This window comes from Staphylococcus sp. SM3655, assembly GCF_016917315.1.
In the GTDB taxonomy this organism is placed as follows: domain Bacteria; phylum Bacillota; class Bacilli; order Staphylococcales; family Staphylococcaceae; genus Staphylococcus; species Staphylococcus aureus.
In genome coordinates, this window is sequence record NZ_CP070305.1 from 2,546,712 (window position 1) to 2,563,162 (window position 16,451).

14 protein-coding genes are annotated in these 16,451 nt (G+C 32.5%); 4 read left to right on the forward strand and 10 right to left on the reverse strand.

Annotated features, from left to right (window positions below; genetic code table 11):
- Positions 1-50: 50 nt before the first annotated feature.
- Positions 51-1,313: a tyrosine--tRNA ligase gene (gene tyrS, locus JQN76_RS12400; protein WP_000186029.1), complete on the reverse strand. Its 1,263-nt coding sequence runs from the start codon at positions 1,311-1,313 to the stop codon at positions 51-53.
- A gap of 381 nt (positions 1,314-1,694) precedes the next feature.
- On the opposite strand from tyrS, the gene JQN76_RS12405 reads away from it, so the two are divergent.
- Positions 1,695-2,600, forward strand: a complete 906-nt coding sequence (locus JQN76_RS12405) for a transglycosylase domain-containing protein (protein WP_001836680.1) — start codon at positions 1,695-1,697, stop codon at positions 2,598-2,600.
- Here the strand turns inward: JQN76_RS12405 and JQN76_RS12410 are convergent.
- Both JQN76_RS12410 and harA read right to left on the reverse strand, forming a co-directional pair.
- A complete protein-coding gene (locus JQN76_RS12410; RefSeq protein ID WP_001789987.1) occupies positions 2,580-2,672 on the reverse strand; it encodes a hypothetical protein in 93 nt (30 codons plus the stop codon). The two genes, JQN76_RS12405 and JQN76_RS12410, sit on opposite strands and share 21 nt — an antisense overlap.
- A gap of 130 nt (positions 2,673-2,802) precedes the next feature.
- The gene (gene harA, locus JQN76_RS12415; protein WP_001032762.1) at positions 2,803-5,490 is read right to left on the reverse strand and encodes a haptoglobin-binding heme uptake protein HarA; all 2,688 of its coding nucleotides are present in this window, start codon (positions 5,488-5,490) and stop codon (positions 2,803-2,805) included.
- On the opposite strand from harA, the gene JQN76_RS12420 reads away from it, so the two are divergent.
- Positions 5,489-5,578, forward strand: coding sequence for a hypothetical protein (locus tag JQN76_RS12420; protein WP_000927785.1), 90 nt, complete (start codon positions 5,489-5,491; stop codon positions 5,576-5,578). The genes harA and JQN76_RS12420 overlap by 2 nt on opposite strands.
- A gap of 244 nt (positions 5,579-5,822) precedes the next feature.
- Here JQN76_RS12420 and JQN76_RS12425 read toward each other — a convergent pair whose 3' ends face one another.
- Positions 5,823-7,490, reverse strand: a complete 1,668-nt coding sequence (locus JQN76_RS12425) for a formate--tetrahydrofolate ligase (RefSeq protein ID WP_000149403.1) — start codon at positions 7,488-7,490, stop codon at positions 5,823-5,825.
- Positions 7,491-7,929: 439 nt separating this feature from the next.
- Positions 7,930-9,636 (reverse strand): acetate--CoA ligase, encoded by a 1,707-nt coding sequence (gene acsA / locus JQN76_RS12430; protein ID WP_205397775.1) that lies wholly within the window; start codon positions 9,634-9,636, stop codon positions 7,930-7,932.
- A gap of 168 nt (positions 9,637-9,804) precedes the next feature.
- Between acsA and JQN76_RS12435 the strand changes: the two genes are divergently transcribed.
- Both JQN76_RS12435 and JQN76_RS12440 read left to right on the forward strand, forming a co-directional pair.
- Complete coding sequence (locus JQN76_RS12435) at positions 9,805-10,437, forward strand: GNAT family N-acetyltransferase (protein WP_001016008.1); 633 nt, start codon at positions 9,805-9,807, stop codon at positions 10,435-10,437.
- Positions 10,438-10,461: 24 nt separating this feature from the next.
- Positions 10,462-11,631: an acetoin utilization protein AcuC gene (locus JQN76_RS12440; RefSeq protein WP_001184008.1), complete on the forward strand. Its 1,170-nt coding sequence runs from the start codon at positions 10,462-10,464 to the stop codon at positions 11,629-11,631.
- Between the two features lie 97 nt (positions 11,632-11,728).
- Here the strand turns inward: JQN76_RS12440 and ccpA are convergent, their stop codons facing one another.
- From ccpA to JQN76_RS12465, 5 genes are all read right to left on the reverse strand, one after another.
- Positions 11,729-12,718, reverse strand: coding sequence for a catabolite control protein A (gene ccpA, locus JQN76_RS12445; RefSeq protein ID WP_000219066.1), 990 nt, complete (start codon positions 12,716-12,718; stop codon positions 11,729-11,731).
- A 72-nt stretch (positions 12,719-12,790) separates the two neighbouring features.
- A complete protein-coding gene (locus JQN76_RS12450; protein ID WP_001788994.1) occupies positions 12,791-12,904 on the reverse strand; it encodes a hypothetical protein in 114 nt (37 codons plus the stop codon).
- A 353-nt stretch (positions 12,905-13,257) separates the two neighbouring features.
- On the reverse strand, positions 13,258-14,349 hold the full coding sequence (locus JQN76_RS12455; RefSeq protein WP_000066378.1) for a bifunctional 3-deoxy-7-phosphoheptulonate synthase/chorismate mutase: 1,092 nt from the start codon (positions 14,347-14,349) through the stop codon (positions 13,258-13,260).
- Positions 14,350-14,804: 455 nt separating this feature from the next.
- Complete coding sequence (locus tag JQN76_RS12460; RefSeq protein WP_031797498.1) at positions 14,805-14,888, reverse strand: hypothetical protein; 84 nt, start codon at positions 14,886-14,888, stop codon at positions 14,805-14,807.
- A gap of 155 nt (positions 14,889-15,043) precedes the next feature.
- Positions 15,044-16,396, reverse strand: coding sequence for a coiled-coil domain-containing protein (locus tag JQN76_RS12465; protein ID WP_000193946.1), 1,353 nt, complete (start codon positions 16,394-16,396; stop codon positions 15,044-15,046).
- Positions 16,397-16,451: the final 55 nt, after the last annotated feature.

The following is a 16,451-nucleotide window of genomic DNA, read 5'->3' on the forward strand; positions in this document are numbered from 1 at the left end:
TTAGGAATGAATATGAGTAGGCTCTAATTTATTTAGCTATGCAATTATATTTATTGATAGTTAACCATGAAGTATTTTTTCTTACCGCGACGAATAATCGTAAATTCGCCATCAATTTTATCTTCTGGTGCTAAAGCATAATTAACATCTTGTTGTCTCTCACCATTAATATAAATCGCACCATTGTTAACATCTTCACGTGCTTGTCGTTTAGAAGGAGAAATGCCTGTTTCAATAAGGACTTCAACGATATTTGTTGTGTCATTTGATAATGTCACTTGAGGCACATCTTTAAATCCATCTTTTAATTCTTTCGCTGATAATGATTTTAAATCACCACTAAATAATGCTTGTGAAATACGGATTGCATCATTTAATGCATCTTCACCATGAATAAATTTAGTTACTTCTTCAGCTAATGTTTTTTGAGCTTCACGTAAATGCGGTGCTTCATTTTTAGATTGTTCTAAGCGATCAATTTCTTCTTTTCCTAAGAAAGTAAAGTATTTTAAGAATTTAATTACATCTTCGTCTGATTGATTAATCCAGAATTGATAAAATTCATAAGGACTTGTTTTTTCAGCATCTAACCAAACAGCACCTGACTCAGACTTACCAAATTTCTTACCATCTGATTTAGTTACAAGCGGAATAGTTAAACCGTATGCGTCTGTTTGACCATACATACGACGCATTAATTCAATACCACTTGTGATATTACCCCATTGATCTGATCCACCTACTTGAATCTTACAATTCAATTCTCTATTCAAATGACCGAAATCAATAGCTTGTAAAATCGTGTATGTGAATTCTGTATATGAAATACCATGTTCTAAACGACTTTGGATTGAATCTTTACCTAACATGTAATTAACGCCGACGTGTTTACCATAGTCACGTAAAAAACTAATTAATGAGATTTGTCCTAACCAGTCTCTATTATTAACAAGCACTGCACCATGGTCTGTTCCAAATTCAAAAATATTGTGCATTTGCTTACTAATACCTTCGATATTTTTATCTACTTGTTCTTCTGTTTGTAGCACACGTTCTTCTGATTTACCTGATGGATCACCAATCATACCTGTACCACCGCCAATTAAAACGATAGGACGATGTCCATGTTCTTGAAAACGTCTTAATGTTAAGAATGGTAGTAAGTGACCAATATGTAAACTATCTGCCGTTGGATCGGCACCGCAGTATAACGTCACTTGTTCTTTATTTAATAAATCTTCAATACCTTGTTCATCAGTTTGTTGATAAATAAGACCTCTCCATTTTAAATCTTCAATTAATACATTCGTCATTATTATTTCCTCCTATTTATAATTATTTATTGAATACTTGTTAAAATACTTTAAAGTTTTTTGAACGTAAAAAAAACCCTTACAACAAATATGTAAGGGCGCGATTGCACGTTACCACCAAACTTAAACATAATCATAAGATAATGTTCACTCTATTAATGATACGTTCATTAATAAACGTAGGACATGTTAGTTATAAAGGTGTATTCATATTATTAAAAACACTAGTTCACAGCGACCACTAGCTCTCTGATGATTTCAAATAATATTACTTGTCCTTTTATCCTATTCTTTATGCATTTTCCCTAATTATAATTAACGTTAAAATAAAAGTCAAATTGCTTAAATATGGTATACTATACGTAATTTAGGAGGTTAAAGATGACGAATCAAGACAACAATCATCAATTGAATCATCGTATATATCATTTTGAAAAGATATATAAAGCTATCAAACATGTCATTGTTTTTATATTTATGATTTTCATTGCCATCGTTGCTATCGCTGTGATTGCGATGTCTTTATATTTTCATCATTTAACTAAAACGTCCGACTCATTATCAGATGATGCTTTAATAAAAAAAGTTCGACAAATACCTGGCGATGAATTATTAGATCATAATAACAAAAATTTATTATATGAGTATAACCATTCTCAAAACTCACTCATTATAGGCCCTAAAACATCAAGTCCAAATGTCATTAAAGCATTAACGTCATCTGAAGACACTTTATTTTATAAACATGATGGCATCTTACCAAAGGCGATTTTAAGAGCAATGATACAAGATATTTTTAATACTGATCAAAGTTCAGGTGGTAGCACAATTACACAACAACTTGTTAAAAATCAAGTTCTTACCAACGAAAAAACATATAGTAGAAAAGCAAATGAACTTCGCCTAGCAATTAGATTAGAACACCTACTCTCAAAAGATGAAATTATATATACATATTTAAATATAGTTCCCTTCGGTAGAGATTATAATGGCGCTAATATTTCCGGAATTGCATCCGCTTCATATAGTTTGTTTGGTATTCCACCAAAAGATTTATCAATTGCACAATCTGCATACCTTATCGGTTTGTTGCAAAGCCCTTATGGCTATACACCCTACGAAAAAGATGGAACATTAAAATCGGATAAAGATTTGAAATATAGTATCCAAAGACAACATTATGTATTAAAGCGTATGTTAATCGAAGATCAAATCACTGAAAAAGAACACAACGACGCATTAAAATATGATATTAAATCACATTTGTTAAATCGAAAAAAGCGTTAATTGATGCTCACTTTTTAAAGTAACCACAACAATGAATCCAAATATTAAAAACAGCAGTAAGATTATTTTCAATTAGAAAATTTCTCACTGCTGTTCTTTTTATTTACTCTAAAGGAAAGCCATTAAACCAATCAATAGTTTATAATTTAATTGGTTTCACATTGTCTACAAAGTTAATCATACATATGCTATATCCAGTTAATTATTTAGATTCTTTTCTGAATTTAGGAATGAATAAAGCTAACATACCTAATAACGCATATAAGCCCCACCATGATTGGCTTGAAGTTGTTTCTCCAGTTTTTGGTAGCATTTTAGATTGACTAAGTTTGTTTTCTTTCGATGGTGTGCCGGCTTTTTCTTTTGTTTTCACTGTTTTATCTACAGTTTTATGAATATCACTCGGCAGATGTTCAGTTGTTTTTTTGTCAGTAACTTTGTCTGTATTATTATAATTTTGTTTCACTACGTCAAGCTTTGCTGCTTTTCCAGTATGATTATTTTTATCGGCAATATGATTCAGCTGTATGACTTTGTCTTTATTTTTATTAGAGTCTTTATCAGTATCGACATTAGATGACATACCAACGCTATTATCGGCATCTTTATCCACATTTCTATCAGTGTCTTTGGCAATTTGAGTATCCATTTCTTTTAAATCATACTTATCGAAGTGATTGTTATCCGACATATCGGATAAATGATCAACATCATGTTGCACATCTTTGTCAATATTATTATCAGTCACTTTAACCTCGTCAGACTCTGGTTCTATCACATCTGCTTTATCAGACGCATCTTTTGGATTTGTTGCAGTGCTGCTATTTTCAGCTACATCTGTATCAGCAACCTTACCTTCTTGTCCTGTTTGTACATTTAGCGGTTCACTCGTGTTATTTTGTGATGTATCATCATCTTTTGTATTGATATCCTGATTTATAATTCTGACATGATATTGACCTTCATAACCAATGTTTGCCACAACGACTTTAACAATCGCATTGTAAACTGCTTTGTCAGGTATATATGGGAAAATCAGCGTTCTAGAATTATTTTTAGAATCTTTAGAAACAGTAGTGACACGTTTACCTTCTACAATTAAATCTTTCCAGTAACTGTCATCCTTTGTTTTCATCACTACATATTTTTGACCATTTAAAGTTGCGGTATAGAATGGATGTTCAACAAAGCCGTCCATAACTGACTCACTATTTTCTTCACTTTCAAAAACAACAAAATGCGCTTCTTGTAAATCTGTTAATTGATCATTTGTAGGTGTAACATTTTCAAATTCCGTCACTGCTGATTTAACTTGATCAGCTAACTCTACTCTAGTTTGATCTAATTTCTTTTTATATTCCGCCTTATATTTTTCTGGCAATTTCTCTTGTAATTTTTCTAATTCATAAACTTGTCTTTCTAACGTTTTAGCTTTGTGATACGGAGCTAATAATTTTTGTAAATTGTATGTTTCCTCATCCACATAGTCGTCTGGGTTATTAGTAATAGGCTGTGCAAAGACCATTAGCGTATAATCATAGTCTTCATGGATGTTCTCACCATATTCAATAGATGACACAATTTTAACTTCTCTCGTACCATTAGATACTGGGAAACGAATATAGGCATAATCTTTATCAGAATCATATGATACTAATTCGACTGGTAACTTTTTGTCACCTTCATAAACTTCAAATTTCTTCCATGTTGAAGCTGTCTTTAAACCTAATTCAATTATTGGTCCTGTTTTTGTAAAAATGACAGTTGCTGGTTCAACAGTACTAGCATAATGATAGAACTGTCTTTCACCTTTATCATTTTTCATTTGAAAATCAATTGGTCGCCAATTATCAGCTGTATGTTCTTTATCGATGATAGCCGGGTTTTTAATTGCATCTTGTAGTGATTCATCTGCTGGTGGATACTGTTGATTAACATCCGACTGATTACTTGACTCATTCGTTTTATCGTTAGTATTACCATTAGAATTTGTTTCATGAGCTGGTTGGCTTGACGCTTGATCTGCATTCGTTGACGATTTTGGTTGTGCAGGTTGACTCATATTGGTCGTTGCCTGCGGTTGATTATTAGCATTGTTGATCGTTGATGTATTTTGATTAGATGTATTCGTGTTTGTTTGATTACTTGCGTCTGAACTTGATTGATCATTCGTTACTACTGCATCATTTTTATCTGATTTTACAAGTGAAGGATCGTTATAAATAGGTTTAGCAAATACTAATTTAGTATAATCATAATTTGTTTCTTCTCCATCATCAATTTGAGTCGAAGAAACAATTTTCAATTCTTGTGTGCCATCTGAAACTGGGAATCGAATATAGGCATGGTCTTCTGGTACAGGACTATATGATACAAGTCTCACTGGCAATTTTTGATTGTTTTCATAGACTTCAAACTTTTTCCATGTTGAAGCAGTATTGATGTCTAATTCAACTTCTGCTTTCTTTTTAGTGTAATACACATCTGCTGGATCTTTGATGCTGAAAAAGTGATAGTACTGCGTTTCATTGTTTTTATCTAATAACTGGAAATTGACTTGTTCTCTTGGACCTATATCATGTTCTTTATTTTCTAATGCAGGATCTTTAATTGCATCTTTAAGTGATTCATCCGCTGCAGGATAGTTTTTCGCAGTGTTTGCTGGTTGCGTAGCAGGTTGTGTTTGATTTGTATCCTTTGGTGGCTGAGTTGTAGTTGCATTATTATTTTGATTTTCCGATATTTTATCTGAAGTATTTGTATTTTCTGCTGCTTGCGCTTGATGTTGAGAAGTAATTAAAAATAGTGTACTGACAATGACCGATGCAACGCCTAGAGTTGATTTTCTAATAGAATAGAAAGACCTTAATTTTGGGTGATGTTTGTTCATGTTGTTAACAACTCCTATAAGATTATATTTAATTGATAATAATTATCAATATCAATTATTAGTGTTAATTGTAGCGCATCCCAATTAAATATTGCAACCTATTTTATTAAAATTTTTTAATATGAATATTCATTGCATCGCTTTCCTATTCTTCAAACCCACTTTTTATCTTCATATACATTAATTAACCACCTTCAAACATTGTCGTTAGATTCGCCAAATGGAATCTATTTTTAGCACAGCAAAAAACCGAACTGCTGAAATAATGCATCTCCAACAGTCCGGTCTATTAAACTATTTACTTATCTTTATTAAACAATTGACATGATTTATTAGAATAACCCAATTGCATGACCATCATCAGTAACATCCATGTTTAATGCTGCTGGTTTTTTAGGTAAACCAGGCATAGTCATGATTGCACCTGTCAACGCTACGATAAATCCTGCACCTGTTTTCGCTTCTAATTCACGAATTGTAATTTCAAATCCTGATGGTGCACCTAACAACGTTTGATCATCTGAGAATGAATATTGTGTTTTCGCCATACATACTGGGTAATTATCCCAACCATTTTCTTTAAATTGTTTTAATTGTTTTTGCGCTTTACTGCTAAACGTTACTTTTGAACCGCCATAGATTTCAGTCACAATCTTTTCAATCTTTTGCTCTAATGGTAATTCTAATTCATATAAAGGTTTAAATGAATTAGGTTGATCAATGACTTCTAATACTTCATTTGCTAAGTCAACGCCACCTTTACCACCTTTTTCCCAAACTTCAGTTAAGGCAATTCGTACGTTATTTTCTTTAGCCCAAGATTTTACATATTCTACTTCTGCATCGGTATCATGTATAAATGCATTAATTGCAACAACCGGTTCTACACCGAATTTTTTAATATTATTAACATGACGCTCTAAATTAACAATTCCTGCTTTTACTGCTTCTACATTTTCTTCTTTTAAATTATCTTTCGCTACACCACCATGCATTTTTAACGCACGAATTGTCGCAACAACAACGACAGCTGCCGGATCAAATCCTGCTTCACGCGCTTTAATGTCCATGAATTTTTCAGCGCCTAAGTCTGAACCAAATCCAGCTTCCGTTACAACGATATCAGCTAAATCACGTGCTGTTTCAGTTGCTAAAATTGAGTTACAACCGTGTGCGATATTCGCAAATGGTCCACCATGAACTAATGCAGGTGTCCCTTCAATTGATTGTACTAAGTTTGGTTTTATTGCATCTTTTAAAATCATTGCAAGTGCACCTTCCACTTTTAAATCTGCAACTGTAACTGGCTTGCGATCTCTAGTGTAACCAATAGTAATACGACTAATTTTATCTTTTAAGTCTTTAATACTTCTACTTAAACATAAAATCGCCATAATTTCAGACGCTACTGTAATATTAAAGCCATCTTCACGTGGTACACCATTTGTAGGTCCACCTAACCCAACGTTTACATGTCTAAGTGCACGATCATTCATATCTAATACACGTTTCCACTCAATACGTCTTTGATCGATTCCTAATTCGTTACCTTGGTGAATATGATTATCGATAAACGCAGACAATGCATTATTTGCAGTTGTAATCGCATGGAAATCTCCGTTGAAATGTAAGTTGATATCTTCCATAGGTAAGACTTGCGCATAACCACCACCAGTCGCACCACCTTTGATACCAAATGTTGGTCCTAAAGCAGGCTCTCTTAATGCAACCATAACGTTTTTATTTAACTCATGGAATGCATCAGCTAAACCAACTGTAACCGTTGATTTACCTTCACCAGCTGGTGTTGGGCTCATCGCAGTTACTAAAACAACTTTCCCTTTGTTTTCTCTTGGCGTAATTTTATTAATGTCGATTTTAGCTTTGTAATGACCATAAGGTTCTAATGCATCCTCTGAAATACCTACTGATGCAGCAATATCCTTAATTGGTTGTAGTGTTGATTGATTCGCAATATCTAAATCTGATAAATGAGTCAACTTTTTTCGCCCCTTTTTGTTTAATTTATGCATTTATAATATGTAAGTTGTAGCTAAGAAATTTTTACTTACATTCATATAATAACGAACTGTTAAAAACTTGTCGACTAAATCGGGTTAGCGCTTTCATTTTTGCAATAAATTCACTTATTAAAGTTTTGTATTATAAAACTTTTAGCGCTTGATACTATTGATAACTATATTTTTCTATTATTTAAAATAATCATCTTCCAAAGATCATATTAAAAATAAAAAGCAATATAAAGATATGCCATTATTGTTATGTCATCATTTTCAAATGCTTTCTACGAAATGATATGACACAAGTTAACAGCTCTTTATATTGCTTATCATAAAGTAAACTAATATTTAAACATTAACATGAAATATGTTGTCTCCCTTTATTCTTCGAAAGAAATCTTCAATAACATTCATGTCATTATTCCATTGTACTTAAATCCCCTGCATCTAAATTTAATTCCCAAGCTTTTAATACACGTCTCATAATTTTACCTGAGCGTGTTTTAGGTAATTTATCTTTAAATTCGATTTCACGTGGTGCTGCATGTGCCGACAAACCTTCTTTAACAAATAAACGAATTTCTTCTTTTAATTCGTCTGTTGGTTCATATCCTTTTCTCAGTGCAACAAACGCCTTAATTATTTCACCGCGAACTGGATCAGGTTTACCAATAATTCCTGCTTCGGCAACTGCTTCGTGTTCAACCAATTTAGACTCAACCTCAAATGTTCCAACTCGTTCACCAGCTGTCATAATTACATCATCAACACGTCCTTGGAACCAGAAGTAACCATCTTCATCTTTATATGCCGAATCACCAGATACATACCAGTCTCCAATAAAATATGACTTATATTTTTCTGGATTCTTCCAGATACGATACATCATTGATGGCCAGCCTTTTTTTATAGCAAGGTTGCCCATTCGATTTGGTGGTAATTCATTACCTGCATCATCGATAATTGCAGCTTGAATACCAGGTAATGGTTTGCCCATTGAGCCAAGCTTGACGTCCATCGTTGGATAGTTAACAATCATATGTCCACCTGTTTCTGTCATCCACCAAGTATCTAACACCGTTAAACCGTATACTTTTTTCGCCCATTTTATAACTTCAGGATTTAAAGGCTCACCTACTGATAGAATCGAACGTAACGATGACAAGTCATATTTCTCAACAATATCGTCACCAGCACTCATTAACATTCTTAAAGCTGTTGGTGCCGTATACCAAATCGTCACTTTAAAATCTTCAATCATACTATACCACTGTTCTGGTGAAAAGCGACCACCAGCTATACAATTTGTAGCGCCATTTAACCATGGTGCAAAAATACCATAAGATGTTCCTGTAACCCAACCTGGATCTGCTGTACACCAATAAACATCATCTTCTTGTAAATCTAATACATATTTTCCAGAAATATAGTGCACTAACATTGCTTGTTGAACATGCAATACACCTTTAGGTTGCCCAGTAGAACCTGATGTATAATGTAAAATCAAACCATCATCCGACTTTAACCATTCAATGTCAAATTCATCGCTAGCAGTTTCCATCAAACTAATGAAGTCTATGTAATTGTCTTCTACATCCTCATCTACGACAACAATTTTTTTCAAGTTCGGTAATTTATCTACAGGTACTCGAGGTAACAATGCCTTATTAGTAATTAACACTTTAGCTTCACTGTTCTCTAATCTATCAGCAACTGCCTTTTCCATAAATGCTTCAAATAACGGCCCAACAATTGCACCAATTTTTAAAACACCTAACAACGCAAAATATAGTTCAGGTGTACGCGACATAAATATAAATACTCTGTCACCTTTGTCAACTTCTGCATGTTCAGACAAAACATTCGCTGCTTTATTAGATAACCGTTGCATATCTTTATAAGTATACGATTCTTTTCTGTGCTCATCTTTGTAATTTAACGCTATTTTATCCCCTAATCCTTGATCTACATGGCGATCTATACATTCATATGCCATGTTCATTTTTCCAGTTTCACTCCAAGAAAATGCTTGTTCTACGTCTTTCCAATCAAAAGTATTATATGTTTCTTCATAATCTTTAAGGTTATGTTTGCCTTGCGCTCCTTTATAAACTTCGACTTTCATTTGAAACTCCCCCTTTGTTATGCGAAAACGCTTTCTTTCTCAATATTATACATAACATTTCTAATTATTCAAAATTTTTACTTTTATTCTTTTTCTAGTATTAATTATTGTAAATTTTCTATATAATGAATTTAATACAATCACGACGTCGATTGAGGAGTTGAAAATATGAATCATTTAAAGACGTATCAATCGGAAGATTATTACATTCATGACAAGCAATTTGTTATTGAAGGTCCTTTAACATACGAAGATTTGAAAGCGCTTACTTTCGATGCGCATTTAACCGCATTTAGAGATGCTGAAGATCAGTATGAAGCTTTGTTAGAAATTACAACATTACCAGAAGGTAGAATTTATGTTGCTCGCCAAGATCAACTCATTGTGGGTTATGTCACTTTCCACTATCCTGATGAAATTGAGCGCTGGTCTACAGGTAACCTTCCATATTTAATCGAATTGGGGGCAATTGAAGTCAGCATCAATTTTAGGCAATTACAACTTGCAGAAAAGCTGATACAACTTAGCCTTTCTACACCAGAATTCGAGAATTATATCGTTATAACTACAGAATATTACTGGCATTGGGATTTAAAAAATTCAAAGTTAGATGTATTTGACTATAAAAAATTAATGCAGCGGTTAATGGCAACTGGTGGACTTGAAATATTCGCTACAGATGATCCAGAAATAACAAGTCATCCAGCTAATTGTTTAATGGCAAGAATTGGCAAAAACATTACATTAGAACAGCAACAAGCGTTTGATGATATTCGTTATATGAATCGGTTTTTCTTTTAATTTTTGGAATATCGGAGGGATTATATGCAACAACATTCATCAAAAACTGCATATGTTTATTCAGATAAGTTATTACAATATCGATTTCATGACCAACATCCCTTCAATCAAATGCGTTTAAAATTAACAACAGAGCTACTTTTGAATGCAAATTTATTGTCTCCAGAACAAATAGTACAACCTAGAATTGCAACAGATGACGAATTAATGTTAATTCATAAATATGATTACGTCGAAGCTATTAAGCATGCTTCACATGGCATTATCAGTGAAGATGAGGCTAAGAAATATGGATTAAATGATGAAGAGAATGGTCAATTTAAGCATATGCACCGCCATAGTGCCACAATTGTTGGAGGCGCTTTAACTTTAGCAGATCTTATTATGTCAGGCAAAGTATTAAATGGTTGTCACTTAGGTGGTGGTTTGCATCACGCTCAACCTGGTCGAGCAAGTGGTTTTTGTATATACAATGATATTGCAATTACCGCACAATACTTAGCTAAAGAATACAATCAACGCGTTTTAATCATAGATACCGATGCACATCATGGAGATGGTACACAATGGAGTTTCTATGCCGATAACCATGTTACTACTTATTCTATCCATGAAACCGGAAAGTTTCTTTTCCCAGGCTCTGGTCACTATACTGAACGCGGTGAAGATATCGGCTATGGACACACTGTAAATGTCCCACTTGAACCGTATACAGAAGATGCATCATTTTTGGAGTGTTTTAAATTAACAGTTGAGCCTGTCGTAAAGAGTTTTAAACCTGATATTATTCTAAGCGTAAATGGTGTCGATATACATTATCGTGATCCACTAACTCATCTAAATTGTACGTTACATTCATTATATGAAATCCCATATTTTGTAAAATATTTAGCTGATACTTATACGAATGGAAAGGTAATTATGTTTGGTGGCGGAGGCTACAATATTTGGAGAGTCGTACCACGTGCATGGAGTCATGTATTCTTAAGTTTAATTGATCAACCAATTCAAAGTGGTTATTTACCGTTAGAATGGATTAATAAATGGAAACATTATTCATCTGAATTATTACCTAAAAGATGGGAAGATCGTTTAAATGATTATACCTATGTCCCCCGCACAAAAGAAATTAGTGAAAAAAATAAAAAATTAGCTTTACATATAGCGAGTTGGTACGAATCTACTCGTCAATAAGTAACCTAATCTGCAACGATTTTAAAAGATAAATAAAAGGCATTCTTCCAACACCCATATAATTCGGGTCGTTAGATGAATGCCTAATTTTGTGAATTTATTTTGTAGTTCCTCGGTATTCAATTCTGTGAGGTAAAACTACATTTGGTTCTTCTATCTTTTCATCGTTCATATATTTTGTTAATAAGCGCATCCCTACTGCACCGATATCATATAATGGTTGAATAACACTAGAAAGTTGTGGTCTAACCATCTCAACTAAACGTGTATTATTGAAACTAATAATTTGTAATTCCTCTGGAACTTTAATACCAGCATCCATTGCACTATGCATAATACCAATAGCTTCTTCGTCACTGATACATAATATAGCATCTGGAAGATTACCTTTCATTTTGGCAAAAGCTTTTACGCCTTCTTTATAACTTTCAGCACCAGAACAATTCAATGTATCACCTAATTGAAGACCATTTTTATTTAACACTTCAGTTAAACCTTCTAAAACATCTTCTTGAGCTTTTTTAGAATGTTCTCCACCTACTAAAGCAAATGATTTAGCGCCTTTTTCAATTAATTCTCCCGTAATTTCTTTCGCAGCTTCAGTAAAATCAATATTAACTGATGCTATATGTGCATCCTTACCATTTGTTCCTGATACTACTACAGGTACAGATGATTGATTTATCAATTCTTTCATTTCTTCAGTAATTGTACCACCAAGGAAAATAATACCATCAACCTGTTTACTTAATAAGTTATTAAAAATTTCTTTTTCCTTTTCAGGATCGTTATCTGAATTTGAAATAATTGAGTGATATTTATACATTGTTGCAATATCTTCAAGTCCACGAGCAAGTTGTGAATAATAGATATTAGATATATCTGGAATGATCACACCTACTGTTGTTGTCTTTTTACTAGCTAAACCTCTAGCAACAGCATTTGGACGATAATTCAAACGCTTAATGACTTCGTTAACTTTATTTTTAGTTTCTGCTTTAACATTTTGGTTCCCATTAACAACACGCGACACTGTGGCCATAGAGACACGCGCTTCTCTTGCTACATCATATATAGTAACTGTCATAATTTCCTCCTTGTAAACGTTTTATTCATTATAATAACATGTTTTCATTTCATTTTCATAGTTTACCATATTTTAATTTACAGTAACATATTTTTGTTTGGAAAAATTTAGCGAAAAACTTGAAATAAATACAAACGCTAAATGATAACGAACGATATATTTTAATTTTATATAAACTTTTTTCATTTTTAATTGTAATGTTTTGAGAAAGCCTTTTCAAATATCAATTGCATTTGTTGAAAAATGTTCACATTTCAGCAACAAATGTGTGAATCTATTATATTTTACAGATAATTCATAGTTATAATTTTAATTACTGCTATCAGTCATAATCTTTAATAATTGTGAAATTGAACAAGTGTCGAAGTATTATAACAATCGTTAAGTGCAGTATACCTTTATTTCTATACAAAAAATAATAGCCACTCTAAAAGTAATATACTCTTAGAATGGCTATAAGTTTAAAATTGTCGATTCAAAGATAATATTCTACTTCAACATGACATATTAGTTAAGTAGTCTATAGTTTCCTTGGAATATTATTTTAACTTTTTAGCGTTATATAAATCAGCTAAAGGCTTTAATTCATCATAAAATGCTTGGAATTCATCTAAATCCATTTGTTGACCCGCATCACTAAGTGCAACAGATGGATCTGGATGCACCTCAGCCATAACTCCATCAGCACCAACTGCTAATGCTGCTTTCGCAGTTGGTAACATGATATCTTTACGACCTGTACTATGCGTAACATCTACCATGACTGGTAAGTGTGTACCTTGTTTTAAAATTGGTACTGCTGAAATATCTAAAGTGTTACGTGTCGCCTTTTCATAAGTTCGGATTCCACGTTCACATAAAATAATGTTTTGATTACCTTGTGAAGCAATGTATTCAGCTGCATAAACAAACTCTTCGATTGTAGCAGATAAACCACGTTTTAATAGAATAGGCTTTTTCGTACGGCCAGCTTCTTTTAATAACTCGAAGTTTTGCATATTACGTGCACCAATTTGGAATACGTCTAAATACTCATCAGCCACTTCAAAATCATTTGGATTTACGATTTCGCTGACAACATTTAAATCATATTTATCTTTAATCTGTTTAAGTATTTTAAGTCCTTCAACACCTAGGCCTTGGAAATCATATGGTGATGTACGTGGTTTAAATGCACCGCCACGAATAAATTTTTCACCTTTAGCATGTAAGTTTTTAGCAACAGCTTCAACTTGTTCAAATGATTCAACTGAACATGGCCCAAATACAAATGATTTATTGCCGTCTCCAATAATGCCCCCATTATCAAATGTTACAATCGTATCTTCAGGTTTCAACTTACGTGATACGTATAAGTGTTTTTCATTTTCAGATTTTTGTAAATCTGTAGAGGCTTTAAAAATTTCTTTAAATAATTGCTTAATTGTATTATCGTTAAATGGTCCTTTGTTGCTATCAATTAAGTCGTTAAGCATTTCTTTTTCGCGTTGTGGATCATAGATACGTGTACCTTGTTTTAATTTTTCCTCCCCAATTTTTTGTGCTAGTTCACCACGTTTAGATAATAAATCTAAAATTTGATGATTCAGTGAGACAATCTCACTTCTGTATGATTCTAATTTATTACTCATCCTTACTCACCTCTACGAATTATTTCAAGTATATTCCACTTTAAAGCAATAAAATATAATGTTAAAAAATATTCTAACAATATCATATGTATAGTTCAACCCTAAATTGACAGAAAATAATCAATTTTCTAATTATATGATTCGAGACTACCATTTTAAGTTTTTTGGCTTTTGTTGGAAAATTTTTATTCTATTTTGATATTAAATACCCAATGATGATTGATTTAATTTGTGTTACCATTATAGCTTATTTTGAATAGACATTTATGCTTTTAAGAAAAATTTTCGTTTCTGATGTCTATTATAAATCTAAAAATCTAATACTTACAACCTAACGCTTAATAAAAATTAACAACCTTTGTATATTAATATAAATCTATAGTGAACATCACTCACCAACATATTCGGCTATATTTGAATTAGTGAACATCATTGTATCTTCTAAGATTCATTGTTTATTTGATTATCGAATATTTTTCCATCTTTAGCTTAAAATGTGCAATATCACAATTGTAATCTAACGATGTTACAAACAACATAAATACATGGAATGATCGCGTTGCCTTTCAAAATAAACTGATGATATCAAAAAAGGTAAGCACCTGAATGCCTACCTTTTATTTTGAAATTCAATTTTTAAAAATATAATACATAGCTTACTGCTATGATTGATTATTAAACGATTTTAGTAATCTTAGTCATTGAATGTACGTTTTTCTATTTTACTTTTAGCTTTTTCAACTTTAGCATTTGACGTTTTTGATGCATTGGATGACTTAGCATTTGTTGTTTTTGAATTCTTATTACTAATTTGATTATTCTTTTGAGTTGACTTACTTGAACTACTTTGTTTCTTAGCACCTTGTGCTGATTTCTTATTATGTTGCTTTTTCTGACCTGAAGTTTTATTTGTAGATGCTTTTGATGCATTTCGTTTATTTGAAGGTGTTGTTTTTTTAGATTGTTTACCTGATTTCTTGTCAATAGCTGTATTATTAGTTGTTTTTTCATCAGCTTTACGTGTAATAACACCATTTTCAAATTTAGCTTCTTTTTGTTTAACAGTGTCTTTATTATCTGTATTAACTGTCTCTGATACGTCATTCTTTTTAGTAACTAATTGAGGAATTTCTTTCAAGTCATTTTTAGCAACTGGTTTTTCTGCAAATAACGCTTCAGTTAATTGACTCTCTTTTGAACCTGGTGTTAATTTAGCTTGCTTCTGTTTTGCAGCGTTTGCTAATCTTTCAGCTTGTGACTCTGGTTTTGATACTTCTACCTTTGCTGCACTTGCATCTTTAGTTGATGTGTCACTGTCTTTCTCTGCTTGTGCTTCTTTTTTAGCTTCTTGAACCTCTTGTGCCTCTTGTGATGTATCACTTAAATTATTTGCACTTGCTTCTTCTTTTATCGCTGCTTGTTGTGCTTTCAATGCCACTGCTTTTGATTCTTTATTTGATACTTCTGCACTTTTATCCGTTTCTGCTTGTACTTCTTTTTTAGCTTCTTGAATCTCTTGTGCCTCTTGTGATGTATCACTCAAATTATTTGCACTTGCTTCTTCTTTTATTGCTGCTTGTTGTGCTTTCAATGCCACTGCTTTTGATTCTTTATTTGATACTTCTGCACTTTTATCCGTTTCTGCTTGTGCTTCTTTTTTAGCTTCTTGAATCTCTTGTGCCTCTTGTGATGTATCACTCAAATTATTTGCACTTGCTTCTTCTTTTATTGCTGCTTGTTGTGCTTTTAATGCTGCTTGCTCATTTTTAGATTTGTTTAAAAATCCTTCAACACGTTCTTTTGTAAAGGCAACCGTTTCTTCAAGTTGCGTTTTTCTTTCTTCAAATTTTTGCGACAGTTCTTGTTCTTTGACTTTTAAATCATCTGCTTTTTGATAAACTTTATTTTTAAAATACAAACCTAAAGCTGAACCAACAAGCGCGCCAGTTATAAAACTAACAACAAAATCTTTACGGTTGGGTAATGGTTCATTTTGATAAGTGTGTTTATTTTTTAATGTTCTTTTATTATTTTGTTGTTGCGTCATTTGTGTATCCTCCTATAACAAATGCACTTAAATAAGTAACAACCTCATTTAAGTG

Bases quoted from the DNA above. Each gene is read 5' to 3' on its own strand.
- JQN76_RS12435 (WP_001016008.1), top strand. From the start codon at position 9,805: ATGAATCATTTAAAGACGTATCAATCGGAAGATTATTACATTCATGAC.
- tyrS (WP_000186029.1), bottom strand. From the start codon at position 1,313: ATGACGAATGTATTAATTGAAGATTTAAAATGGAGAGGTCTTATTTAT.
- JQN76_RS12460 (WP_031797498.1), bottom strand. From the start codon at position 14,888: ATGTTGTTTGTAACATCGTTAGATTACAATTGTGATATTGCACATTTT.
- JQN76_RS12405 (WP_001836680.1), top strand. From the start codon at position 1,695: ATGACGAATCAAGACAACAATCATCAATTGAATCATCGTATATATCAT.
- JQN76_RS12420 (WP_000927785.1), top strand. From the start codon at position 5,489: ATGTTGTTAACAACTCCTATAAGATTATATTTAATTGATAATAATTAT.
- harA (WP_001032762.1), bottom strand. From the start codon at position 5,490: ATGAACAAACATCACCCAAAATTAAGGTCTTTCTATTCTATTAGAAAA.
- JQN76_RS12450 (WP_001788994.1), bottom strand. From the start codon at position 12,904: ATGAAAAAAGTTTATATAAAATTAAAATATATCGTTCGTTATCATTTA.
- acsA (WP_205397775.1), bottom strand. From the start codon at position 9,636: ATGAAAGTCGAAGTTTATAAAGGAGCGCAAGGCAAACATAACCTTAAA.
- JQN76_RS12455 (WP_000066378.1), bottom strand. From the start codon at position 14,349: ATGAGTAATAAATTAGAATCATACAGAAGTGAGATTGTCTCACTGAAT.
- ccpA (WP_000219066.1), bottom strand. From the start codon at position 12,718: ATGACAGTTACTATATATGATGTAGCAAGAGAAGCGCGTGTCTCTATG.
- JQN76_RS12440 (WP_001184008.1), top strand. From the start codon at position 10,462: ATGCAACAACATTCATCAAAAACTGCATATGTTTATTCAGATAAGTTA.
- JQN76_RS12465 (WP_000193946.1), bottom strand. From the start codon at position 16,396: ATGACGCAACAACAAAATAATAAAAGAACATTAAAAAATAAACACACT.